The organism is Parasphingorhabdus sp. (assembly GCF_036964565.1).
Classification (GTDB): domain Bacteria; phylum Pseudomonadota; class Alphaproteobacteria; order Sphingomonadales; family Sphingomonadaceae; genus Parasphingorhabdus.
In genome coordinates this window covers 241920-266257 of sequence record NZ_JBALTN010000005.1, presented here as the reverse complement: position 1 = coordinate 266257, position 24338 = coordinate 241920, and the positions used below count along the sequence as shown (strand labels likewise).

Sequence of the window (24338 nt, the reverse complement as noted above, 5' to 3'; positions counted from 1 at the left end):
TGAAATTGGGCTAAGCCAAGGATACTAGCCTCTCCGCCCGAATTTGCACGCGAAGTTTTTTACGCTATCTTTTGCACAAAGGCGCACGCTCCGCTAACGGCTGCCCATGCTTAATTTCAACAATATAACCGTGCGCCTCGGCGGCACCGTGATCCTCGATGGCGCAAGCGCTGCGCTGCCTCCGGGCGCGCGTGTCGGCATGATCGGCCGCAATGGTGCCGGCAAGTCGACCCTGATGAAGGTGATCGCGGGCATGCTCGAGCCCGATGACGGCAGCGTCGACATGCCCAAGGACGCACGGCTCGGCTATATCGCGCAGGAAGCGCCGGCCGGGCAGGACAGTCCGCTGGATACCGTGCTCGCCGCCGACGTCGAGCGGGCAGCGCTGCTGGCGGAGGCGGAAACCGCCTCCGATCCCCACCGGATCGGCGAGATCCACGAGCGGCTGAACATGATAGAGGCGCACAGCGCCCCGGCGCGCGCCGCCAAGATCCTGATCGGCCTCGGCTTCGACGAGGAAGCGCAGCAACAGCCGATGGACAGCTTCTCCGGCGGCTGGCGGATGCGCGTGGCACTCGCCGCCCTGCTCTTCTCGCAGCCGGACATGCTGCTGCTCGACGAGCCCTCCAACCACCTCGATCTTGAAGCGACCCTGTGGCTGGAGAATTTCCTGACCAGCTATCAGGCAACGATCCTGGTGATAAGCCACGAACGCGACCTGCTCAACAATGTCGTCGACCATATCCTGCATCTGCAGCACGGCACCACGACTCTCTATCCCGGCGGCTATGACGCGTTCGAGAAGCAGCGGGCCGAGCGCCAGGCGCAGCTCGCCTCCTCGCGCGAAAAGCAGATCGCTCAGCGCGAGAAGCTGGAATCCTTCGTCTCCCGCTGGGGCGCCAAGGCGCACAGCGCGAAACAGGCCCAGAGCCGGGTCAAGGCGCTCGCCCGCATGGAGCCGATTGCCGCGGCGATCGACGACCCCTCGCTCAGCTTCCATTTCCCCAGCCCTGCCGAGCTGAAGCCGCCGCTGGTCACGCTCGACGATGCGTCGGTCGGCTATGGCGACAATATCATCCTCTCCGGCCTCAACATGCGCCTTGATCCCGATGACCGGACGGCGCTCCTTGGCCGCAACGGCAACGGCAAGACCACCCTCGCCCGCCTGCTCGCCAGCCAGCTCGAGCCGAAAGCCGGTGCGATCAACAAGTCGGGCAAGCTGACCGTCGGCTATTTCACCCAATATCAGGTCGAGGAACTCGATACCTCGGACACGCCGCTCGAGCACATGACGCGGCTGATGAAGGATGCCAAGCCCGGAGCGGTGCGCGCCCAGCTCGGCCGCTTCGGCTTCTCCGGCGACAAGGCGACGATCAAGGTCGGCAAGCTGTCCGGCGGCGAGCGCGCCCGGCTGGCGCTGGCGATGATCACCCGCGATGCCCCGCATCTGCTGATCCTCGACGAACCGACGAACCATCTCGACGTCGATGCGCGCGAAGCTTTGGTCCACGCGCTCAACGAATATAGCGGCGCCGTCATTCTGGTCAGCCATGACCGGCACATGCTGGAGCTCACCGCCGACCGTCTGGTGATGGTCGACAGCGGCAAGGCCGAGGAATTTGCCGGCACGCTGAAGGATTATACCGACTTCGTGCTCGGCAAGAACCAGCCCGGTTCCGCGTCCGGCAAGGCCGGCGGCGGCAACCGCAAGGAGGAACGGCGCATGGCCGCCGAGCGGCGCAAGCAGCAGACCGAATTGCGCAAGAGCGTCACCAGCGCCGAGAAACAGATGCAGCAGCTGGCCGCCGACATCTCCGCCATCGATCGCGCGATGTTCGATCCGGCCTCTGCCGATCCGAAACATGCCGATCTCGCCATGTCCGACCTGATGAAGTTGCGCGCCGACACGCAGGATCGGCTCGACAGGGCGGAAGCGCAGTGGATGGAAGCCACCGACCAGCTGGAGCGGGACAATGTCGATGCCTGACCGCCGCCGGCCATGAGCGACACCTGGAAGGTCTCGATCCCCTGCACCCGGGCCGAGGCGCGGATTCTCTCGGAAGACAATCTGTTCGTCAGCTCCAGCGATTCCACCCCCACCATCGTCGCCAGCGAAACCGATCCGAAGCATCCCGACGCGTGGATGATCGACGTCTATTGCCAAATGCCGCCGGATGCCGAGCTGCTCGGCAACCTGCTGCTGCTGTCTCCCTCGGCCAGCGCGACCGGCGTCCAGCCGCTGGTCGAGCGGCTCGCCGACGAGGACTGGGTGACGCTCAGCCAGCAGGGACTCGAGCCCCTGCGCGCTGGCCGCTTCCACGTCCACACCGCGAGCGACCGGCCCTCGGGCAACCCGAAACTGGTCAATATCTGCATCGACGCCGGCCAGGCGTTCGGCACCGGTCACCATGAAACCACCATGGGCTGCCTGCTTAGCCTCGACCAGCTCCGCCGGACCGGCCACCGGTTCCGCAATATCGCCGATATCGGCACCGGCACCGGTCTGCTTGCCTTTGCCGCCCATTATCTGTGGCGCGATGCGAAGACCATCGCCAGCGACATCGATCCGGTGGCGGTGACCGTGACCGGGGCCAATGCCGCACAAAATGCGATCCCGCTGGGCAATGACCGCAGCCATGTCCGCCTGGTCCAGAGCAATGGCCTCGACCATCCGTCGCTCGGCCAGCGCGCGCCCTATGACCTGATCATCGCCAATATCCTCGCCGGTCCGCTGGTCGCGCTCGCCCCGCAAATCACCGCCGCGGCAAAGCCGGGCACCGTGCTGCTGCTCGCCGGCCTGCTCAGCCGCCAGAAGGCCGAAGTCGTCCGCGCCTATGTCCGCGAGGGCTTTCGCCTCAAGCATAGCCGGCTCGACAATGAATGGCCGTGCCTGACCCTGGTCAAGGCAAGGAAATATGGCTGGACCCGCAAGCCGCACCGGAAAAAATCCCCGCTCGCATCGGATTATTTCGGGGAATGCTAGTACCCCTGCGTAGGCAGGGGTCCATCTAGGACCAGCCGGTTAAGACGTAATTTCAGGAGATGGGTACCTGCCTACGCTGGTACACAAATATTCAGACAACCGTGGCTTCGCCCTTCGACCGCGCATAGGCCTGCGTGCCTTCGGTCAGCACCTCGTCGCCCTCGACAATTTCGGCAATCCGGATATCCGGCAAGTCCGCGATCCGGTCGTAGACCGGCTTGAAATCGGTCTCGACCGTCACCCGCAGCAGCTCGTCGAGGCTCGGGATGACGAAATAATTCTGCTGATAATCGTCGATCCGGTACTCGGTGCGCAGCACCCGCTCGAGATCGAACAATATCCGGTTGGGGCTCGGATCATCGAGCGCAAACACGCTCTCGCCATAGCTGGAAACAATCCCCGCGCCATAGATGCGCAGCCCTTCCGGCTCGCGGATCAGGCCGAATTCCACGGTATACCAGTAGAGCCGGGCCAGCTGCTTCAGCGTGCCATATTTCAGCGCCCGGAGCCCGCCGCGGCCATAGGCTGCCATATAGTCGGCGAAGCGCTGGTCGGCGAGCATCGGCACATGGCCAAACACATCGTGGAAAATGTCCGGTTCCTGCAGATAGTCGAGCTGATCGCGCCGCCGGATGAAATTGCCCGAGACAAAGCGCCGGTTGGCGAGATGGTCAAAGAACACATCGTCCGGCACCAGCCCCGGCACCGCCACCACCTGCCAGCCGGTGGCATCCATCAGGATGCGGTTGAGTTCGTCGAAATCGGGAATACCCGGCCGCGACAGCTTCAATATGTCGACACCGTTCAGGAACGCCTGCGCGGCGCGTCCGGCCAGCATCTCCTTCTGCCGGGCATATAATATGTCCCAGGTTTCGTGGTCTTCGGCGCTATAGGCCTGCCAGTCCTGATCGATCGTCCAGTCCGCATTTGCGTGGGCCGGCGGCTTGTCATAGACATGGGATTCGGTTTCGGGTTTGCTAAGCATGGCAGCATCTTACAGCAAAATTGGTTTCAATGGCAACTTTATCGACAAAATGGTTGAAGCGGAGCATCCTCGCCCTGGCGGCGATCCCTTCCGCCTATCTGCTGGCAGCCCTGGCCGGCAGCCTGCTGCCCGCGAACCGCGACTGGCAGCCGCCCGAAGACGGTGTCGAGCTGTTCATCGAAACCAACGGACTGCACACCGGCATCGTCATGCCGGTGTGGAACGAGGTGCACGACTGGACGCCGCTGGTCCGGCCCGAACATCTGCCGGACCCGTCGCGCTACGGCAGCCATATCCTGGTCGGCTGGGGCCACGAAGGGGTGTATCGCAACACCCCGACCTGGTCGGAACTGCGCGCCGCCGATGCGTTCAGCGCGATATTCGGCAGCGACGCGGTACTTGTCCACGTCGATCACCTGCAATATCCACAGGCTTATCCCCATTATCGCCGCCCGCTCACCGTCAGCACTGCCGAATATCGCAGGATCGCCGCCGCGATCGAGTCGCGGTTCGCGCTCGACGACCATTACCGCTCGCAACCCTCACCGGGCTACGGCGCCACCGATCTCTTCTATCGCTCGCACGGTCACTACAGCGCCCTCCACACCTGCAACAACTGGACCAGCGACGTGCTCCGCCAGGCCGGTATCCGAACCGGCCTGTGGACCCCGTTCCAGGGCGGCGTGATGCGCTGGTTTCCCGAGCCGCGCGGCTGAGCCGCTAGTCGGCGAGAAAGGCCCGCAGCGCGCCGCGGTCAGCGATGCCGATGAAGCCATATCCCGGGTCGACCAGACCTTCCTCCTGCAGCCGCGCCAGCGCCTTGCCCAGCGACACGCGGGACACGCCGACCAGGTCGGCCAGATCCTGCTGGGTCGCCCGGACCGCACGGTCTTCGGGCCGATCGGCGGACAGCTGCAGCAAGGCCTGCGCCAGCCGCTGCGGCACCGACAGGTTGCGGCTCGCCTCGATCAGGTCGAACGCCTCCTGCACGGTCAGCGCCATCGTCTTGAGCAGCAGCCGGGTGATCGCGGGATCGGATTCCATCAGGCGGCGCAGCGCGCCTTCCCCGATCCGGGTCAGGGTGCAGGCAGAGCCGGCAATCGCGTCCACCGCACGCGGAAATTCCCCCATGAAGGCCAGCTCGCCGAACGTATCGCCGGCGCCGAGCAGCGCGAACAGGATCAGTCGCCCGTCAAGACCATAGCGGCCGATCTGCACCGTACCGCTGGCAACATACCAGAATTCGCGGGCCCGGTCGCCGCGCTGCTGGATGATCTGGCCCCGGGCAAAACGCTGGTCCCGCCCGCTGGCCAGCAGGGCGGTGCGGACATCGGCGGGAAGGGCTTTGACGAAGCCGGTCGCTGCCAGGGACGAATCCTGCATAATTTCCCTCAATGCAAAGCAGTTTGCATTTAACCACGCCTGCCTGCGCTAGGCAAGCCTCAACGAACAGACGGCAGGAGAGAGAATATGCGCCCGGAAATTTACGCGATCAGCGGAATATTCCTGCTGTTCGGCACGCTCGAACTGCTCCGCACCCGCCTGTTCAGCAAGCCCGAGCAGACCCGCGACGACGCCTGGGTCGAGATCATCGGCTCGTTCGTGCTGCTCGGGATCACGCAGCCGGCGATCTTTCTCGCGGTCCAGTTCGTGATGGGCGCAGCGGCGCCGCAATGGGCCGGAGCGCTGGCCGGCATCCCGCTGATCGCGGCGATCGGCCTGTTCCTGGTGTTCGACGACATGATGCAATATTGGTGGCACCGACTGTCGCACAGCGTGCCCTTTCTCTACAATCTGCACCGCTCGCACCACAACGCCCGCTACATGAGCGTCCGTCTGGTCTACCGGAATAATATCTTCTACTATCTCACCATGCCGAGCATCTGGTTTTCCGGCGTGCTGATCTATCTCGGCCTGGGCTGGGTCTATGTCTTCTATATCATCGTCAAGATGGCGGTCATCGTCGGCGCGCACAGCGATGTCGCCTGGGACGAAAAGCTCTACAAGTTCAAATGGTTGTCGCCGGTCATGTGGGTCGTGGAAAGGACGATATCGACACCCGCAACGCACCATGCCCATCATGGCCGGCACAAGAGCGACGGCGTCACCCACTACAAGGGCAATTTCGGCAATCTCCTGTTCTTCTGGGACGTGCTGTTCGGCACCGCCCGGATCACCCGCCGCTATCCCGAAAGCTACGGCGTCGAAGATCTCGCCCCCGCCACCCTGGGCCAGCAACTGGCCTGGCCGATCTTTCCGGAGAACAGAGAAGGCGGCCATGGAGTACGGGAACTGGCCGCAATCGAAGCCGCGTCGAGAACCTGAATTCCGTCATTGCGAGCGAAGCGAAGCAATCCAGGGCGTCGCTCCCCGCTCCGGATTGCCACGTCGCTACGCTCCTCGCAATGACGCTCCTTTGTTGACGGATGGCAAGAACAAGCCGTCAGCACTGAGTCTGTCGAAGTGCGCGTCTCGATGACACACATCCTTCGATAGGCCCGGGACTAACGGCTAGTAGGGATACTGGGAACAAATGACAGACCCACTCACCCCGCCGCCTTCACAATCTCCGCCCAGGCCGCCTCGTCGATCACTTCGATCCCCAGTTCCGCCGCCTTCTTCGCCTTCGATCCAGCCCCCGGCCCGGCGACCAGCAGATCGGTCTTCGAACTTACCGACCCGGATGCCTTCGCCCCCAGCGCCTCGGCCTGCGCCTTGGCCTCGTCACGGCTCATCGTTTCCAGCTTGCCGGTAAATACGATGGTCTTTCCGCTCACCGCGCTTTCGCGGGTTTCGACGATATAGTCGGGCGGTGAGACTTCGCCGAGCAGGTCGTCCCACACTTCACGGTTGTGCGGTTCGTGGAAGAAATCCGCGAGCGCCTGCGCCACCGTCGGCCCAACCCCGTCGATCGAGGTAATTTCGTCGCGTGCAGCTTCCTCATCGCGCGCTGCCTGGCCCACTTCGGCCAATCGTGGCAGCGTCCGGAAATTCTTCAGCAAATCCCGCGCCGTAACCGTCCCGATATGCCGGATCCCCAGCCCGAACAGCAGCCGCGCCGCATCCGGCTTCCGCTTCTTTTCCACAGCCGCCAACAGATTATCCACAGACTTTTCCTGCCAGCCCTCGCGCGCCAGGATCTCCGTCCGATGCTCGTGCAGGCGAAAGATATCGGCCGGACTTTCGAGCCAGCCCGCCGCGATAAATTCGGCAATGCTCTTCTCGCCGAGCCCGTCGATATCCAGCGCCGCGCGCGAGACAAAATGCGCCAGTCGTTGGAACCGCTGCGCAGGGCAGATCAGCCCACCGGTGCAGCGGACATCGACCTCGCCCTCTTCGGCGACGGCTTCGCTGCCGCATTCGGGGCAATGATCCGGGAAATGATAAGGTTCGCGTTGTTCGTCGCGGGTCAGATTATCGACCACCTGCGGAATGACATCGCCGGCCCGCTGGATCACCACCCGGTCGCCGGGGCGCACGCCGAGCCTGCCGATCTCGTCGCGATTGTGCAGCGTTACGTTGGACACCACCACACCGCCGACCGTCACCGGCGTCAGCCGCCCGACCGGGGTCAGCTTGCCGGTGCGCCCGACCTGGATATCGATGCTCTCCAGCGTTGTCTGCGCCTGCTCGGCGGGAAATTTATGCGCGATTGCCCAGCGCGGCGCCTTGGCGACAAAGCCCAGCCGCTGCTGCCAGTCGAGGCGGTCGACCTTGTAGACGACGCCGTCGATATCATAGGGCATCTCCGCCCGCTCCGCCTCGATATGGCGATAATGGGCGAGCATCTCCTCCAGCGACTCCATCCGCCGGACCAGCGGCGACACCGGCACGCCCCAGCTTTCGATGGCCTTCATGACGTCAAATGCCGTCTCGCCCGGCAAATCGCTGTGCACGCCCCAGCCATGCGCCCAGAATTTCAGCGGCCGCTTGGCGGTGATTTGCGCGTCCTTCTGCCGCAGCGACCCGGCGGCAGCGTTGCGCGGATTGGCAAATTGCCGGATCTTCTCTGGATCAAATTCCATCCCCTTGGCCGCCGCATCGGCCCGGCCCTCGTCCATCAGCCGCTCGTTGAGCCCGGCAAAATCCGCCTTGGCCATATAGACCTCCCCGCGGATTTCGAACAGATCGGGGATGGGAGGGGAAGTGTGCTCCTGCGAAGGCAGGAGCCTATCTCCCGCTCGCGCCTCGGCAGCACCATCGGGAGATGGATCCCCGCCTACGCGGGGATACAGTCGCTCCGGAACATCCCCGATCTTCCGCACATTCGCGGTCACATCCTCGCCAACCTGCCCGTCGCCCCGCGTCGCCGCCAGCACCAACTCGCCCTTCTCGTAGCGCAGCGAGCAGGACAGGCCATCAATCTTGTCCTCCGCCGTCACCGCCACCGGCGCGCCCTCTTCCAGGTTCAGAAACCGCCGCACCCGCGCCAGCCATTCGGCGATATCCTCGTCGGCAAAGCCGTTGTCGAGGCTCATCATCCGCTGCTCGTGCTTGACCTTCGACAAGGGCGACGCCGCCACCGCTGCCCCGACCAGCCGGTTCGGACTGTCGTCGCGGACGAGATGCGGAAAGGCCGCCTCCAGCTCGTTATTCCGCCGCACCAGCGCGTCATAATCCGCATCGGAAATTTCCGGGCTGTCCTCGGCGTGATAGAGCCGGTTATGCTTGGCAATCTTGCGCGCCAGACGCATCAGCTCATTGGCGGCATCGGCTTCGGAGAGATTTTCAATCGGAGTGGCGGTCACGAATAGCCCCTCCTCTTGAGAGGAGGGTTGGGGTGGTGGCAATGCTCTTGCATCGCTCGCGCAGCGACAAGCGGCACCAAACCACCCCAACCCCTCCTTTAAAAAGGAGGGGCTTAAATCGGGGCACCCGATCATAGGCGGTGTTAGCAAGGCTCTCGCTCACCAAAGCCCCTCTTCTTGAGAGGAGGGGTTTGGGGTGGTGGAGGCCTGACGCCCAGCCCACCGATCCGGAGTCCCCTCCAACGCATCACGCAAAACCACCAAAACCCCGTCCATATTCCCCATCACATCCAAATTACTGAACCGCACTGTCCGATATCCCTTGCCACGCAACCGGTCATCCCGCTTGAAATCCGCCTCGCTATCATGCGTATCCCCATCCACTTCCACAATTAGCTTTTTCAGCGGACAGAAAAAATCGCCGATACAATAATCAATCACCGTCTGCCTGCGAAATTTATGGCCCTCAAGCTGCGAAGCCGAAAGATGCCGCCAAAGCCGCTTCTCCGGCTCCGTAGGATTGCGCCGCATATCCCTCGCCCGAGCAAGAAGAGTGGCCCGGTCGATCACAAGCTGAAGCCCCTCCTTTTTAAAGGAGGGGTTGGGGTGGTTTCTCTCGGCGAAAAGCCGCCCTCAGCGTTTCCCATGTATTTCCGTTGGCACCAGCGGCATTCGCTGCGCGAGCGATGCTTTCGCATCGCCACCACCCCAACCCCTCCTCTGAAGAGGAGGGGCTTAGACTGCCCTGATCCTGAGGGCCCCGCGACAACGGAGATTCCCACTCAAACCCCCTCCAGCAACCGGTCCGCCTGCGCTCTCGCCTCGTCGGTCACATCCGCGCCCGACAGCATCCGTGCAATCTCCTGCCGCCGCCCTTCGGCGTCCAGCGCGCTGACATCAGTGCGCGAAACCGTGCCGCTGAGCGACTTGTTGATCAGCATATGCGCATCGCCCTTGGAGGCGACCTGCGGGCTGTGGGTGACGACCAGCAGCTGTGCGCCCTTCGACAGCCGCGACAGCCGGTCGCCGATTGCCGAAGCCACCGCGCCGCCGACGCCGCGGTCAACTTCGTCGAAGATGATCGATTTGAGGCCATATTCTTCCGCCAGCGCCACTTTCAGCGCCAGAATGAAGCGCGAAAGCTCGCCGCCCGATGCGATCTTGCCGAGCGGCGCAAGCGGCGCGCCGGGGTTGGTCGCGATCAGAAACTCGATCCGGTCCATTCCGCTTTTATTCCAATGCTCTTCCGGCATTTTTTCAAGCAAAGTCTCAAATCGGGCCGCATCCAGCTTGAGCGGCGCCAGCTCTCCGGCCACCGCCTTGTCGAGCGCCTTGGCCGCCTTGCTGCGCTGTGCGTCTAGCGTCTCCGCCGCCGCCACGTAACCGGCTTTCGAGCTGGCCACCGAAGCCTCCAATCCTTCCAAAGTCCTACCGCCATCGCTGATCGCCGCCAGCTTGCCTTGCAGGTCATTCAGCAGCTCTGACAGCTGGTCGGGCTCCACCCGGTGCTTGCGCGCCAGCCCCCTCAGATCGAACAGCCGGGTCTCCATGTCGTCGAGTCGCTGCGGGTCAAAGCTCAGCGCCGCCGCTGCCTCGTTGAGCTTGTCCTCGGCCTCGCCGGCATCGATGATCGAGCGGTCGAGCGCCTCCAGTGCGTCCTTCAGCAGGGGATGGTCCTCGGCGATGCGATCGAGGCGCCGCGCCGCCGCCCGCAGCGAGGCGAGCCCGCCTTCCGAGCCCTCGAAAGCCGAGCGCACCGCCTCGAGGTCGCCGGTCAGCTTTTCGCCCTTCATCATCGTCGCCCGTTCCAGCGCCAGTTCCTGTTCCTCGCCGGGCTGCGGCGCGAACTTGGCCAGCTCGGCCACGCTGTGCTCCAGATACTCGCGATCCTGCTCTGCCGCTTCCAGCTCCTGCCTTGCCTTCTCCAGCCCCCTTTTCGCCGCCTGCCAGGCATCAAAGGCCTCGCTGACCGGACGGCCGTCGACACCGGCAAAGGCGTCGAGCAGGGCCCGGTGCCCCTTGGCGTTGATCAGGCCGCGATCATCATGCTGGCCGTGGATCTCGATGAGCTGGCTGCCGACCGTGCGCAGCAGGGCCGCCGAACAGGGCTGGTCGTTGATGAAGGCGCGGCTGCCGCCATCGGCCTTGACCGAACGCCTGATGATCAGCGGTTCGCCAGGTTCGATGGCGATGTCATTGTCGGCGAGCGTCTCCGCCAGCCTGCTGCCGGATGCCGGCGCGCCAAAACTGGCAGTCACCTGAGCCTTGTCGGTTCCCTGCCGGACCAGCCCGCTGTCGGCCCGGTTGCCTAGCGCCAGCCCCAGGCTGTCGAGCAGGATCGACTTGCCGGCACCGGTCTCGCCAGTCAGCACGGTCAGGCCCTGCCCGAACTCGAGATCGAGCGCTTCGATAAGGACGATATCGCGGATGGAAAGGGACTGCAGCACAGAGCCCTCTTAAAACAGGTTCACCCTAGTCGCAACGCATTGCAGCACCGGTGATGCTAGGTAGCATCGTGCTTGTTGACCAGGTCATAGGCGCGTTCGTACCATTTGGTGCCCGGATAGTTGGCGCCCAGGACGGCGGCGGTTTTCTTCGCCTCGACCGGAACGCCCAGTGCCAGATAGGATTCGGTCAGCCGCATCAGCGCTTCCGGTGTGTGGGTGGTCGTCTGATATTTCTCGATCACCGTGCGGAAGCGGATGGTGGCGGCCAGCCATTTGCCGCGCCGCTGATAGAAACGTCCGATTTCCATTTCCTTGCCGGCCAAATGGTCGTTGACCAGATCCATTTTCAGCTTGGCGTCCGCCGCATAGCGCGAATTGGGATAGCGCCGCGCCACCTCGCCGAGAGAGGCCAGCGCCTGTTCGGTGATCTTCTGGTCGCGGGTAACATCGCTCATCTGTTCATAATAGCAGAGCGCGATCAGATAATAGGCATAGGGCGCGTCCTCGTTGCCCGGGTGGATCGACAGGAAGCGCCGCGATGATTCGATCGCCTTGTTATAGTCATTCGCCAGATAATAGCTGAAGGCACTCATCTGCTGCGCGCGACGCGCCCATGGCGAATAGGGGTGCTGGCGCTCGACCTCGTCGAACAGCGCCGCTGCGATCTTGTACTGGCCGCGATCCAGCCGTTCCTTGGCCGCGCTGTAGAGCGTATCCACATCGCGTGCGACATAGCGCGTGTCGGTGCCACGCCCGCTGCTGCCGCCGCCGCCAAGCAGCGCGCAACCGGAAAGCATCGTGGCGGAGAGACCGATGACGGCCCATTTGATCATGTGTTTTGTCATATGGCAGACCTCTTAACCGCTTGTTTTCGTCCAGCCAAGAATAAAGCAAAAAAAGCCGCTGGTGCAGTCGTTCTCTCCCTGTTCGCTCGCAGCTTTACCGGACATTAATCACCCCCAGGGCGACGCATTATTCCTCTCCGACTTTCGACTTAATTCCCACTGCATGGTGACAATCGTCCGACGGACCCTTGGCCACATAAAAAAGGGCCCGGATCGCTCCGGGCCCCTGATTGTTTCTTGTAGCGAAAATCTAGTCTTCGGTGATCGAAGCCGGCAACGGAATATCGCCGCCGCCCTCGTCCTTCGGACCATCATTGTTGCGGCCACGTCCGCCACCGTCACGGCCTCGGCCGCCGCCATCGCGTCCGCGACCGCCACCACCAGCACCGTCACGGCGTGGGCCACGAGGCTTGTCACCGCGTGGTTCGCGTGCAGGACGGGTGTCCTCCAGCTCTTCGCCGGTTTCCTGATCGACAACCCGCATCGACAGGCGAACCTTGCCCCGCTGGTCGATCTCGAGGACCTTGACCTTGACTTCCTGGCCTTCGCTCAGGACGTCGGAGACCTTCTCGACCCGCTCATTCTTGATTTCCGAGACGTGGACGAGACCGTCCTTGCCGCCCATGAAATTCACGAATGCGCCAAAGTCGACCAGATTGACGACCTTGCCGTCATAGACCTTGCCGACTTCCGCTTCTTCGACGATGCCTTTGATCCATGCGATTGCCGCATCGATCTGGGACTTGTCGGAAGAGGAAATCTTGATCAGGCCTTCGTCATCGATATCGACCTTGGCTCCGGTTTCCGCAACGATTTCACGGATGACCTTGCCGCCGGTACCAATGACTTCACGGATCTTTTCCTTGTTGATCTGCAAGGTTTCGATGCGCGGAGCATGTTCGGACATTTCGGTACGAACGGAGCTGAGCGCCTTGGACATTTCGCCAAGGATATGCGCGCGGCCGCCGCTGGCCTGTTCCAGAGCAGACTTCATGATTTCCTGCGTGATGCCGGCAACCTTGATGTCCATCTGCAAGGAGGTGATACCCTTTTCGGTACCCGCAACCTTGAAGTCCATGTCGCCGAGATGATCTTCATCGCCGAGGATGTCGGACAGAACCGCAAAATCTTCGCCTTCGAGGATCAGGCCCATCGCGATACCGGAAACCGGACGCGCGAGGGGCACGCCGGCATCCATCATCGCCAGCGATCCACCGCAAACTGTCGCCATCGAGGACGAACCGTTGGACTCGGTGATGTCGGACAATACGCGGATGGTATACGGGAATTCTTCCACTGACGGCAGAACTGGCCGAAGCGCGCGGAAAGCGAGCTTGCCATGACCGGTTTCGCGGCGGCTGGTAAAGCCGAAACGACCGACTTCGCCGACCGAATAGGGCGGGAAGTTATAGTGCAGCATGAAGTTGGTGTAGCTCAGACCGTCGAGGCCGTCGATCATCTGCTCGGCGTCCTTGGTGCCAAGCGTCGTGGTCACGATTGCCTGGGTTTCACCGCGGGTGAACAGAGCGGAACCGTGGGTCCGCGGCAGCAGGCCAACCATCGCTTCGATCGGGCGAACCTGATCGAGCTTGCGGCCGTCGATACGGGTACCATCCTTGAGGATCGCGCCGCGAACGATTTCGGCTTCCAGCTTCTTGACCATCTTGCCGGCGGTCATCTGGGTCTGGCCGTCTGCGTCGGCATATTTTTCCTTGGCCTTGTCGCGAACCTTGTTCAGCGCGTCGGAACGCTCTGACTTGTCGGTCTTCTTGTAGGCCGCGGCGATATCTTTTCCGACCAGCTTGCGCAGGTCTTCCTTGATCGCGCTGTTGTCGTCGCCAGCATCAAGCTGCCACGGATCCTTGGCCGCCTTTTCAGCGAGATCGATGATCAGGTTGGCGACCTGCTTGGACGCATCATGTGCGAACTGTACGGCACCGAGCATAACTTCTTCGGACAGCTCCTGCGCTTCCGATTCCACCATCATCACGGCGCCCATGGTGCCTGCAACAACCAGGTCGAGTTCGCCATTGGCGACTTCTTCCATCGACGGGTTCAGCTGATACTCGCCTTCCTTGTAGCCAACGCGCGCTGCTCCGATCGGACCCATGAAGGGAACGCCGGAGATGGTCAGGGCAGCAGAAGCGGCAACCATCGCGAGAATGTCAGGCTCGTTGACACCGTCATAGCTCATCACCTGACAGATCACGTTGATTTCGTTGTAGAAACCTTCTGGGAACAGCGGGCGGCAAGGACGGTCAATCAAACGCGATGTCAGCGTTTCCTTTTCCGTCGCACGGCCTTCGCGCTTGAAGAAGCCCCCCGGGATACGACCGGCGGCTGAGAATTTTTCCTGATAGTGCACGGTGAGCGGGAAGAAATCCTGCCCTTCGCGCACCGATTTGGCGGCGGTGACTGCGCACAGCACGACCGTTTCGCCGAGGGTCGCGAGAACCGCGCCATCAGCCTGACGGGCAATCCGGCCCGTTTCGAGGGTGAGGGTCTGTCCGCCCCACTCCATTTCAACTTTCTTTACATCAAACATTCGTATTTTTCCTTTGTCCCGCCTGCCCTATGCAGTGCGGGGGCTTTCCTGTGTCCAGCAATCCGGCTGGACAGCGGTTCGGGGTCATTCTTGCCCCATACACTCGCCTCATTTCACCTTATTGCGAAATTTGGCATTTTGCCGTTAGCCTTGAACCTGTCGAAGGGCGTCTCTCGTAGGAGAAGGGTGGTTCGACAGGCTCACCACTAACGGTCATAAGAAAACGGCCCCGCTCAGGGGGCCGCCTTCAATATTCCTATTTACGCAGACCAAGGTCCTTGATCAGCTTGGCATAGCGCTCGACGTCCTTCTTGCGAAGATAGTCCAGCAGGCTGCGCCGCTTGTTGACCATCATCAGCAATCCACGACGCGAGTGATTGTCCTTGTGATGGCCCTTGAAATGCTCGGTCAGGTTCACGATGCGCTCGGTGAGCACGGCGACCTGAACTTCCGGGGAACCGGTATCGCCTTCGTTCTGGGCGAATTTCATGATCAGTTCCTGTTTTTTCTCGGCGGTAATCGTCATTTTATTTTTCCTTCGAACATCATTCACATGTTGAACCCGCGGACCACCTTGACGGTGCCATCAACCAGCTCGGCCAGCGCAACCGGAGAACCATGGTCCTCTGTCGCCAGAAAAAGCCCGTTGAGTGCGGGGTTCCCGATCATGTCCCGTTCGTCCAGCGTCATGCCTTGCCGAAGCAGTTTTGCCTGATCAGGGGTGAGGTCAAAAGCCGGGATGTCGTCCAGCCCTGCCTCAAGCGGCAAAAGATAGTCTTTGATGTCCGCGCCCTTACCAATTTCGTTGAGTTTGTCCAGCGAAATCGCCCGTTCCAGGGTGAAGGGACCGGCCTTTGTCCGCCGCAACATGGTGACGTGGCCGACCGTATCAAGGGCCCGCGCGATATCGCGCGCCAGCGAACGGATGTAGGTTCCCTTGGAGACTATGGCCGTGAGGATGATTGATTCCAGAGGTTCGTCATCCTGAACTTGTTTCGGGTTCTCGGGAAGTCCTGAAACAAGTTGAGGATGACAAACAGTAAGTGAAAAGATCGTCACCTCCCGCAGCTTCATCTCGACGTCCACCCCTGCCCGTGCCAGATCATAGGCCCGCCTGCCATCGATCTTCAGCGCCGAATATTTCGGCGGGATTTGCTCGATCGGTCCTGTGAATTGTGGCAAAACCGCTTCAATCGCCACCAGCGACGGCCTGTGATCGGACGTCTCGGTCACGGCTCCCTCGACATCCAGAGTCTCGGTTTCCGTACCGAACCCGATGGTGAATTCATAGATTTTCGTTGCGTCCAGCATCCGTCCGCACAGCTTGGTGGCCTCGCCGATCGCGATCGGCAATACCCCGGTCGCCAGCGGATCCAGCGTCCCGCCATGGCCGACCTTCAGCTTGTCCCTGCCCTTGCCAAGCAATCCCCCCTCGCGCAGATTCCGCTTTACCGCCCCCACCGCTTGCGTCGAGCCGAGTTCCAGTGGTTTGTCCAATATGATCCAGCCATGATGTTTCAAGCGGCCCACTCTTCCTTCAGCAAGCCGAAAACCGCCGTATCCCGCACATAGCCGGTCCAGGTTACCCGGTTGCGGCGCAACGTGCCCTCGTGTTTTGCGCCCAGTTTCAGCACCGCTGCCATCGACCTTTTGTTGCGGGTATCGACGCGGAATTCTATCCGCGCAAAGCCATTGGCAAAGGCGTGATCAATCATCAGCTTCTTCATCGTATCGTTGAATCCGGTACCGCGCACCGATGGCGCGATATAGGTACCGCCAATCTCCACCACGCCGAATTTGTCGGGATTGATATAGTTGGTCATGCCAACTACCGTGCCGCTAGCGATATCGATCACAGCAAAGCGGACCCAGTTGGACGTGTCGTGAAAGGCCTCGATCGCCTTGTCGAAATTCTCCTCGAGCATCGAAACCGGATAGATGTCCCAGATCTCCTGATCTTCCGCACAGGCCGCTCTCAGCGGTTCGAGATGATGCTCGGCCAGCGGCTCAAGCCGCACGGGGCCGCTTTCCAGCACTGTCGACAATTCAGCCATTCAACCGCTCCCGGAAATGCTTGCGGCACAGCGCAAGATAGCTTTCATTGCCGCCGATTTCGGTTTGCGCGCCAGCTGCGATCGCCCTGCCCGCTGCGTCGATGCGCAGGTTCATCGTCGCCTTGCGCCCGCATTCGCAGACCGCCTTCAGTTCGACCAGGCTATCGGCAATCCCCAACAGCTTCGCCGAGCCGGGAAACAGGTTGCCCTGAAAATCGGTGCGCAGACCATAGCACAGCACCGGAATCCCCTCCTCGTCCGCCAGTCGTGCCAGTTGCCAGACCTGGGCTTCGGTCAGAAATTGGGCCTCGTCGATCATCACGCAGGCCAGTTTCCCCTGTTCATGCTCCGCGCTGACCGCGGCGAACATGTCCGCGTCCTCGCCGAAGCGATGGGCGTCGGCATGCAGCCCGATCCGCGAGGCGATTGCCCCAAAGCTCGCACGGTTGTCGATCGCCGCGGTCCACAGCATCACCTTCATGCCGCGCTCGCCATAGTTGAACGCCGCCTGCAGCAGATTGCTCGACTTGCCCGCGTTCATCGACGCATAATAGAAATAGAGCTTGGCCATCTGTCCTGTCACTCGTCATCCTGAACTTGTTTCAGGATCTCCCGGGGTCCTGAAACAAGTTCAGGATGACGACAAGAGGAATCTAGGAGTCCCCGCCCAAATCCTGCGCAACCTTTGGATCGTTGAGCAGGCTTTCGATATGCTCCGCCGTGTCGAAGCTGTCGTCGGCCAGAAATTTCAGCTTTGCGGCATATTTCATCTGCACCCGCTTCGCGACTTCCTTCTGGAAGAACGCTGTGTTGGTCCTGAGTGCCTTCAGCACATCCGCCTCGTTCGCGCCCAGCAGAGGCTTTACGAAAACCGTTGCATGGCGCAGGTCGGGCGACATCCGAACCTCGGTCACACTGACGCTGGTTGCGGTCAGCAGTTCGTCATGCACCTCGCCACGCATCAGCAGTTCCGACAAGATATGCCGGACCTGCTCGCCCACGCGCAGCAAGCGGACCGAACGGCCTTCGGGAGATGTGTCATTATATTTTGCCACAATAAAAATGCCTCAAATTCGTCATGCCGAAGCGCGCTCAAAATCCGTAAACATCCGTCGCGACGGTGCCAACACAACTGGATCCCGGACGTGACCCGGCAGGACGATTATATCAGAGTATGCGCTCTTTCTCCGTGACCTGGAAGACTTCGAGCATATCGCCTGGCTTGATATCGTTGGTATCTTCCAGAACCGCACCGCATTCCATGCCGGCGCGCACTTCCTCGACATCGTCCTTGAAGCGGCGCAGCGACGCGATGGTCGTTGCGCTGACAATGACGTCGTCGCGGGTAAGGCGGGCAAACAGGCCCTTGCGAAGCGCGCCTTCGGTAACCAGCAAGCCGGCTGCCTTGTCCTTCTTCCCTGACTTGAACACGTCCTTGACCTCTGCCCTGCCCACGACATTTTCGATCTTCTCTGGACCCAGTTCACCGGCCATTTCGGCACGGATATCGTCGGTCAGATCATAGATGATGTCGAAATATTTGAAGCGGACGCCGTCGCGCTTCGCGATTTCCCGTGCCTTGGCATTGGGACGCACGTTGAAGCCGATGATCGGCGCCTTGCTCGCCCCGGCCAGGGTTACATCCGATTCCGTGATCGCGCCGACACCGCTGTGCAGGATCCGCACCTTGATATCGTCGTTCGAAATCTTGTTCAGCGCCTGCACGATCGCCTCCGTCGAACCCTGGACGTCGGCTTTCACCAGTACCGGGAACTCCACCGCGCTGTTCGCCGCCGCAGAGAACATGTTCTCCAGGCTGGTCGGTGCCTGCGTGGTGCGCTTCAGCTTCTGCTGCTCCGCACGATAGGCGGCGACTTCGCGCGCCCGCGCTTCATTCTCGACCACGGTCAGCTTGTCGCCGGCAGACGGAACGCCCGAGATACCGAGCACCTCGACCGGAGTGGAAGGCCCCGCTTCCTTGATCTGCTGCCCCTTATCGTCGATCATCGCCCGAACCTTGCCGGTCTGCGAACCGACGACGAACACATCGCCGCGTTTCAGCGTGCCGCGCTCGATCAATACGGTGGCAACCGGGCCGCGCCCGATATCGAGCTTCGCCTCGACCACTGCGCCTTCGGCAGGACGGTCAGGACGCGCCTTGAGTTCCAGCAGCTCGGCCTGAACGTGGATCTTGTCCATCAGCTCTTCGAGTCCGATTTTCTTCAGGGCCGAAACCTCGGCGTCCAGCACATCGCCGGACATTTCCTCGACGATGATCTCATGCTCGAGCAGGCGGGTCCGAACCGTTGTCGGATCGGCACCTTCCTTGTCGATCTTGTTGATAGCCACGATCATTGGCACGCCGGCCGCCTTGGTGTGGTTGATCGCCTCGATCGTCTGCGGCATCAGGCCGTCATCGGCGGCAACGACCAGGATCACGATATCCGTGACATTGGCACCGCGCATCCGCATCTCTGTGAAGGCTTCATGACCCGGCGTGTCGAGGAAGGTGACCTTGTCGCCATTCTTCATCGTCACCTGATAGGCACCGATATGCTGGGTGATGCCACCCGCTTCGCCGGCGACCACGTCGGTTCCGCGCAGCGCATCGAGCAGCGAGGTCTTGCCATGGTCGACATGGCCCATGATCGTGACCACCGGCGGACGCGGCTTGCGCGTTTCTTCCGGATCGACATCGGCCTGGGTATCGATTTCGACATCGGATTCAGACACGCGCTGGATGTTGTGGCCGAATTCCTCGACCAGCAATTCGGCGGTATCCTGATCGATCGTCTGGTTAACGGTAACCATCGAGCCCATGTTGAACAGGGATTTGACGAGGTCCGCACCCTTTTCGCCCATGCGCTTTGCCAGTTCCTGCACGGTGATCGCTTCCGGCACGATGACGGAGCGGATCTGCTTTTCGCGCGGTTCGCTTGGCCGTCCCGAACGCTGGGCGCGCTTTTCCTTTTCTCGCGCGCGTTTCAGCGCGGCGAGCGAGCGGGCCCGGGCTGCGCCGTCTTCGCCGCGCAGCGCCTTGTTGACGGTAAGCTTGCCCGACTGGCGACGGTCGTTGCGATCATCGCGTCCGACCTTCTGCTTTTCCTTTTCCTTTTCGGGCTTGGGACGCTTCGGCGATTCCACCGGCGTGAATTTGCGCGCCGGGGGCCGTGCATCGGTCTTGGCAGCCGGTTCTTCGACACCAGCGGGCTCGACAACGGCAGAAGCATCGGCAGCAGCATTTTCAGCCGCGGCTATTTCTTCCTGCGCCTTGCGGGCCTGTTCTTCCTCGGCCTTGCGATTTTCTTCAGCCCGCTTTTTCTCTTCAGCGGTCTGTTCTTTCTTCTCGAGCGTATCGCGCTTGCGCGCTTCCTGCATGGCTTCAAGGCGGGCTTCTTCGGCCTCGCGCAGCAGTTTTGCCTGCAACTCCTGACGAGTCATGCCATTATCCGGCTTGGATGCGGGAGCGGGCTTTTTCGGTGCCGGCTTGGGAGCGGGTGCCGGAGCGGGCGCCGCAACTTCCTTGACGACTTCCTTGGCCGCTTCCTGCGCACCGGGCTTGCCGACCAGCTTCTTGCGCTTGACCTCGACGACAACCTTGTTGGTCCGCCCGTGGCTGAAAGTCTGTTTGACTTCGCCAGGCTCAACCGAACGCTTCAACCCAAGGGGTTTGCGTGCAGATTTTGGCGTATCTTTTGTATCTTCACTCATCGAACAGACTTAATCCTTAAAATAATAAACACTGCAATATGACATCCGGCATCTCTCACCCGGATCACGCAACTTTCTTTTCCGCATCATCGTCGACTTTATCAGAACCGATAAAGTGAAGCCATCTATTCAGGCTGTGCGAAATTCGCCCCGCTGCGCGCTTGTCGGTTATCCCGATATGCACCACATTCTGGCGGCCCAATGCCACAGAAAGCCCCTGCCGGTCCACCGGCAATATCAGTCCGCGAATATTTTCGCCTTCGCGGTCGCTGCCGACACGCCACGCCTGATCGAGTTTGGCACAGCCGTCGCGACCCGCATCGGCCGCGTGGAGCAGCATGGTCAGGTCGCCCTGTCGGGCGGCGGTTTCGATCTTTTCCGAGCCCGTCAGCAGCGTACCCCCCCGCGCCTCGAGACCCAACCGGTCCAAGGTGGAGCGTTCCAGCGCAGATTCAAGCATTTCGGCTATATTTTCCGGAACATCGAACTGGCCTGTTTTGAAGGCGCGTGCCAGCGCGCCCTTCAGCTGCCCCTTCGCCTGCGCCATTTCCAGCGCGGCCCGGTCAACGCCGATCCACGCGCCGCGGCCCGGGGCCTTCGCCCTCACATCCGGTGCAATCTGCCCGTCGGGACCCATCGCAAGACGCATCAATTGTTCCTGGGGAAGGCTTTCCCCGGTCAAAATGCATTTACGATAAGGCGCTTGATCTAGAGGTTTAGACCGCGTCTCATTGGGGGGATTCCGCATCTGCGTCCTCCCCGGCTTCTTCCGTCACGGCTGCTGCCGGTTCGTCTTCATCGTCGAACCAGTGCGCGCGTGCGGCCATGATGATTTCGTTGCCCTGCTCCTCGGTCAGGCCATATTTGGCAAGAACGCCGTCCGGTTCGGGCTTGCGATTGTCATTGCGACGGCGCGGCTCAGATTTGCGCCTCAGAACAAGCTCGTCCGTCGCCAGATCGGCAACGTCATCGAGCGTCTTCAGTCCGGCTTCGCCGAGCGTCACCAGCATGGCTTCGGTCAGGTGCGGCAATTCCGCGATCGCATCTTCGACGCCCAGTTGGGTGCGCTTTTCGCGCGCAGCCGCCTCGCGCCGGTCCAGCGCTTCGAGCGCACGATTTTGCAGTTCCACGGCCAGCTCTTCGTCAAACCCTTCGATGCTCGAAATTTCTTCCGGCGCAACATAGGCCACTTCTTCCAGCTCGCTGAAGCCTTCGGCCACCAGCAGCTGCGACAGGGTTTCGTCGACGTCGAGATCTTCCTGGAACATCTCTGTCCGCGCGGCAAATTCGGCCTGCCGCTTTTCGCTCGAATCCGCTTCGGTCATGATGTCGATCGCCAGACCGGTCAGCTGCGACGCGAGGCGGACATTCTGTCCGCGGCGGCCAATGGCAAGGCTGAGCTGGTCGTCGGGAACGACAACTTCGATCCGGCCTTCTTCCTCGTCGATCACCACACGGCTAACCGTCGCTGGCTGCAAGGCATTGACGACAAATGTCGCGATATCTTCCGACCACGGAATGATGTCGATTTTCTCGCCCTGCATTTCCTGCACGACGGCCTGAACGCGGCTGCCCTTCATGCCGACGCAGGCGCCTACCGGATCGATCGAGCTGTCATGGCTGATCACGCCGATCTTGGCGCGCGAACCGGGATCCCGGGCAGCAGCCTTGATTTCGATGATACCGTCGTAAATTTCCGGCACTTCCTGAGCGAACAGGTGACGCATGAAATCGGGGTGGGCGCGGGAAAGGAAAATCTGCGGTCCGCGGTTCTCGCGACGGACGTCCAGAATCAGCGAACGGACGCGATCGCCAACCCGGGCAGCTTCGCGCGGGATTTGCTGGTCGCGGCGGATGACGCCTTCGGCGCGACCGAGATCGACGACCACATGGCCGAATTCGACCGATTTCACGACGCCGGTGATGATTTCTCCGGCCCGTTCCTTGAACTCTTCATATTGCCGTTCGCGTTCCGCATCGCGAACCTTCTGGAAAATCACCTGCTTGGCAGACTGCGCATCGATGCGTCCGAGATCGACTTCCGGCAGCGGATCGACGATGAAGTCGCCAACCTTGGCGCCCGGCTCGAGCTTCTCGGCCTGCTTGATATCGACCTGCTTGAAATAGTCCTCGACCTCGTCAACCACCTCAACGACGCGCCACAGCCGCAGATCGCCGGTGTTGACGTCGAATTTCGCGCGAATGTCATTCTCGGCACCATAGCGGGCACGAGCGGCCTTCTGAATCGCTTCCTCGAGCGCCTCGATGACGATCGCCTTGTCGATCATCTTTTCCGTCGCAACGGCGGTTGCGATCGCCAGCAACTCGGCTTTATTGGCTGAAATGGCACTGCCCATGGTTAGTCTTCCTGTTCTTCTAAAGTCTGTTCTTCAATTTCGTCCGCGCCGTCTGCCGACACCGGGACGGTGGCAGCAATCAGCGCATCGGTCAGAATCAATTTCGCACTATGGACGTTTGCAAGTGGTGTCTCCTGACTTCCCGCCTTGCGATCGTCAATCTTAATCGTCTCTCCGTCCAGCCCCTGGAGAATACCGCGCAACTGCTTTTTGCCGGCAATCGCCTCAACCAGATTGATCCTCGCTTCATGGCCGGACCAGTTCTGAAAATCGATCGGGCGGGTCAGCGGACGGTCAATGCCCGGAGAACTCACTTCGAGCCGATAGGCGTGATCGATCGGATCCCTGCCCTGCTCTTCCAGATCATCGAATTTTGCCGATATCCGCCGCGACAATGCCGCGCAATCATCGATGCCGAGCTGCCCGGTTTCCGGACGCTCCGCCATGATCTGCAGTGTGGGCTCTTCGGCTCCGGATACGAACTGAACCCGCACGAGATCGAATCCGAGAGCCTTGGCTTCCGGTTCAATCAATGTCGTCAGGGTCGCTATTTCGGTCAAATGGATTCCGTTTCCTGCTGCAAAGACCTTGGTTGCCGGCCCCGTCTGGCGCCAGCCCCTTCAAATCTCACAATGTTGGGATGGATGCTATTTAGGAGCAGATTCCGGATATTGCAATCCCTGATTCAGGCTGACAACACATTATAGGCGAGCAGCACCAGATAGATTGCCAGCAATATCCCGCCTTCCGCCCGGGATATCCTTCGTCCCGTCGCAGCAAAAACGAACAGCAGCACCGAGGCCGCGATCAGGAACGGCAGAGCGAAATCCGCAATTTCGCCTGGTATGGTGCCCGGGGCGATGATCGCCGTGATGCCACCGATAAAGAGCAGGTTGAATATGTTGGACCCTAGCACGTTGCCCAGCGCCACGGCGCTCGCTCCCTTGTAGGCAGCGATCACCGAGGTAACCAGTTCGGGAAGCGAGGTTCCGATGGCGATGACGGTCAAGCCGATTACCGCCTCGCTCATGCCTATCAGGCGCGCGAGATCCACCGCACCCTCGACGAGCCACCGGCCACCAAGCACGATCATGACCAATCCGGCCACAAGCACCAGTGCCGAGCGCCAGAGCGGTTGCAAGTCATGCAAATGGGTGTCTGCAATCTCGAGCGATTCGGCCTTTTCATGCAGGGCACTGGCCCCAGCCGACTGTGTCTGCTCGGCCCAATAGGCATAACCCAGATAGGCGACGAGAAGCAGGAGAAATCCGATGCCGACCGCAGCCGTTATCCCAGTTGTGCTGGCGACCAGCCACAAGACGATCGTCGCAATCAGCGCCAATCCGCCATCGCGCCACAGAGGCCCCCTTGGCACCACGACCGGCAGGATCAGCGACGCAACGCCCAGGATGAGCAGGCTGTTGGCAAGGTTGGACCCGACAATATTGCCCCAGGCGATCCCCGGCGAGCCGGCCAGTGCCGCTTCCACGCTGGCGACCAGCTCCGGTGCAGATGTACCGAATCCGACGATGGTCAGGCCGATCAGAAGCTCGGACATACCCGCCCGCTCTGCCACCCGAACGGCACCTCGCACCAGCAACTCGCCCCCGACAATCAGTATGACAAAGCCGACAAGAAGCAGAAGCAGCGGAACGAGCATGGC

At 61.3% G+C, this 24338-nt stretch carries 21 protein-coding genes; 4 read left to right on the top strand and 17 right to left on the bottom strand.

The window, feature by feature from the left end; translation table 11 throughout:
* Positions 1-106 precede the first annotated feature (106 nt).
* Together V7650_RS09005 and V7650_RS09000 are read left to right on the top strand one after the other, a co-directional pair.
* Entirely contained in the window at positions 107-1987 is a 1881-nt protein-coding gene (locus tag V7650_RS09005) for an ABC-F family ATP-binding cassette domain-containing protein (protein WP_335655897.1), read from the top strand.
* Positions 1988-1999: 12 nt separating this feature from the next.
* Entirely contained in the window at positions 2000-2983 is a 984-nt protein-coding gene (locus V7650_RS09000) for a 50S ribosomal protein L11 methyltransferase (RefSeq protein ID WP_335655896.1), read from the top strand.
* A 91-nt stretch (positions 2984-3074) separates the two neighbouring features.
* On the opposite strand, the gene phhA is transcribed toward V7650_RS09000, so the two are convergent.
* A complete protein-coding gene (gene phhA, locus V7650_RS08995) occupies positions 3075-3968 on the bottom strand; it encodes a phenylalanine 4-monooxygenase (protein WP_335655895.1) in 894 nt (297 codons plus the stop codon).
* A 29-nt stretch (positions 3969-3997) separates the two neighbouring features.
* Between phhA and V7650_RS08990 the strand changes: the two genes are divergently transcribed.
* Positions 3998-4684 carry a TIGR02117 family protein gene (locus tag V7650_RS08990; protein WP_335655894.1) on the top strand — a complete coding sequence of 229 codons (687 nt, stop codon included), beginning with the start codon at positions 3998-4000 and terminating at the stop codon, positions 4682-4684.
* 4 nt (positions 4685-4688) lie between these two features.
* On the opposite strand, the gene V7650_RS08985 is transcribed toward V7650_RS08990, so the two are convergent.
* Positions 4689-5351: a Crp/Fnr family transcriptional regulator gene (locus V7650_RS08985; protein ID WP_335655893.1), complete on the bottom strand. Its 663-nt coding sequence runs from the start codon at positions 5349-5351 to the stop codon at positions 4689-4691.
* Positions 5352-5438: 87 nt separating this feature from the next.
* Here V7650_RS08985 and V7650_RS08980 point away from each other — a divergent pair, with 87 nt between their 5' ends.
* A complete protein-coding gene (locus V7650_RS08980; RefSeq protein WP_335655892.1) occupies positions 5439-6293 on the top strand; it encodes a sterol desaturase family protein in 855 nt (284 codons plus the stop codon).
* 221 nt (positions 6294-6514) lie between these two features.
* Here the strand turns inward: V7650_RS08980 and ligA are convergent, their stop codons facing one another.
* From ligA to V7650_RS08905, 15 genes are all read right to left on the bottom strand, one after another.
* On the bottom strand, positions 6515-8662 hold the full coding sequence (gene ligA, locus V7650_RS08975; protein WP_442955279.1) for an NAD-dependent DNA ligase LigA: 2148 nt from the start codon (positions 8660-8662) through the stop codon (positions 6515-6517).
* 213 nt (positions 8663-8875) lie between these two features.
* Positions 8876-9286, bottom strand: a complete 411-nt coding sequence (locus V7650_RS08970) for an endonuclease domain-containing protein (RefSeq protein ID WP_335655890.1) — start codon at positions 9284-9286, stop codon at positions 8876-8878.
* Between the two features lie 212 nt (positions 9287-9498).
* Positions 9499-11163, bottom strand: a complete 1665-nt coding sequence (gene recN / locus V7650_RS08965; protein ID WP_335655889.1) for a DNA repair protein RecN — start codon at positions 11161-11163, stop codon at positions 9499-9501.
* A 56-nt stretch (positions 11164-11219) separates the two neighbouring features.
* Positions 11220-12008, bottom strand: a complete 789-nt coding sequence (locus V7650_RS08960) for an outer membrane protein assembly factor BamD (protein WP_335655888.1) — start codon at positions 12006-12008, stop codon at positions 11220-11222.
* A 250-nt stretch (positions 12009-12258) separates the two neighbouring features.
* Positions 12259-14553 (bottom strand): polyribonucleotide nucleotidyltransferase, encoded by a 2295-nt coding sequence (gene pnp, locus V7650_RS08955; RefSeq protein WP_335655887.1) that lies wholly within the window; start codon positions 14551-14553, stop codon positions 12259-12261.
* A 256-nt stretch (positions 14554-14809) separates the two neighbouring features.
* Entirely contained in the window at positions 14810-15079 is a 270-nt protein-coding gene (rpsO, locus tag V7650_RS08950) for a 30S ribosomal protein S15 (RefSeq protein WP_335655886.1), read from the bottom strand.
* Between the two features lie 23 nt (positions 15080-15102).
* Entirely contained in the window at positions 15103-16083 is a 981-nt protein-coding gene (truB, locus tag V7650_RS08945) for a tRNA pseudouridine(55) synthase TruB (protein WP_335655885.1), read from the bottom strand.
* Complete coding sequence (locus tag V7650_RS08940; RefSeq protein WP_335655884.1) at positions 16071-16607, bottom strand: GNAT family N-acetyltransferase; 537 nt, start codon at positions 16605-16607, stop codon at positions 16071-16073. The genes truB and V7650_RS08940 overlap by 13 nt, the downstream gene beginning before the upstream one ends.
* The gene (locus V7650_RS08935; protein WP_335655998.1) at positions 16600-17178 is read right to left on the bottom strand and encodes a thymidine kinase; all 579 of its coding nucleotides are present in this window, start codon (positions 17176-17178) and stop codon (positions 16600-16602) included. The genes V7650_RS08940 and V7650_RS08935 overlap by 8 nt, the downstream gene beginning before the upstream one ends.
* A gap of 82 nt (positions 17179-17260) precedes the next feature.
* Positions 17261-17662 (bottom strand): 30S ribosome-binding factor RbfA, encoded by a 402-nt coding sequence (rbfA, locus tag V7650_RS08930; protein WP_335655883.1) that lies wholly within the window; start codon positions 17660-17662, stop codon positions 17261-17263.
* 112 nt (positions 17663-17774) lie between these two features.
* The gene (gene infB / locus V7650_RS08925; protein WP_335655882.1) at positions 17775-20318 is read right to left on the bottom strand and encodes a translation initiation factor IF-2; all 2544 of its coding nucleotides are present in this window, start codon (positions 20316-20318) and stop codon (positions 17775-17777) included.
* A 64-nt stretch (positions 20319-20382) separates the two neighbouring features.
* Positions 20383-21066 carry a DUF448 domain-containing protein gene (locus V7650_RS08920; RefSeq protein ID WP_335655881.1) on the bottom strand — a complete coding sequence of 228 codons (684 nt, stop codon included), beginning with the start codon at positions 21064-21066 and terminating at the stop codon, positions 20383-20385.
* Positions 21047-22675, bottom strand: a complete 1629-nt coding sequence (gene nusA, locus V7650_RS08915; protein ID WP_335655880.1) for a transcription termination factor NusA — start codon at positions 22673-22675, stop codon at positions 21047-21049. Before nusA ends, V7650_RS08920 begins: the two co-directional genes overlap by 20 nt.
* Positions 22676-22677: 2 nt before the next feature.
* Positions 22678-23235, bottom strand: a complete 558-nt coding sequence (gene rimP, locus V7650_RS08910; protein ID WP_335655879.1) for a ribosome maturation protein RimP — start codon at positions 23233-23235, stop codon at positions 22678-22680.
* 125 nt (positions 23236-23360) lie between these two features.
* The gene (locus tag V7650_RS08905; RefSeq protein ID WP_335655878.1) at positions 23361-24335 is read right to left on the bottom strand and encodes a calcium/sodium antiporter; all 975 of its coding nucleotides are present in this window, start codon (positions 24333-24335) and stop codon (positions 23361-23363) included.
* Positions 24336-24338: the final 3 nt, after the last annotated feature.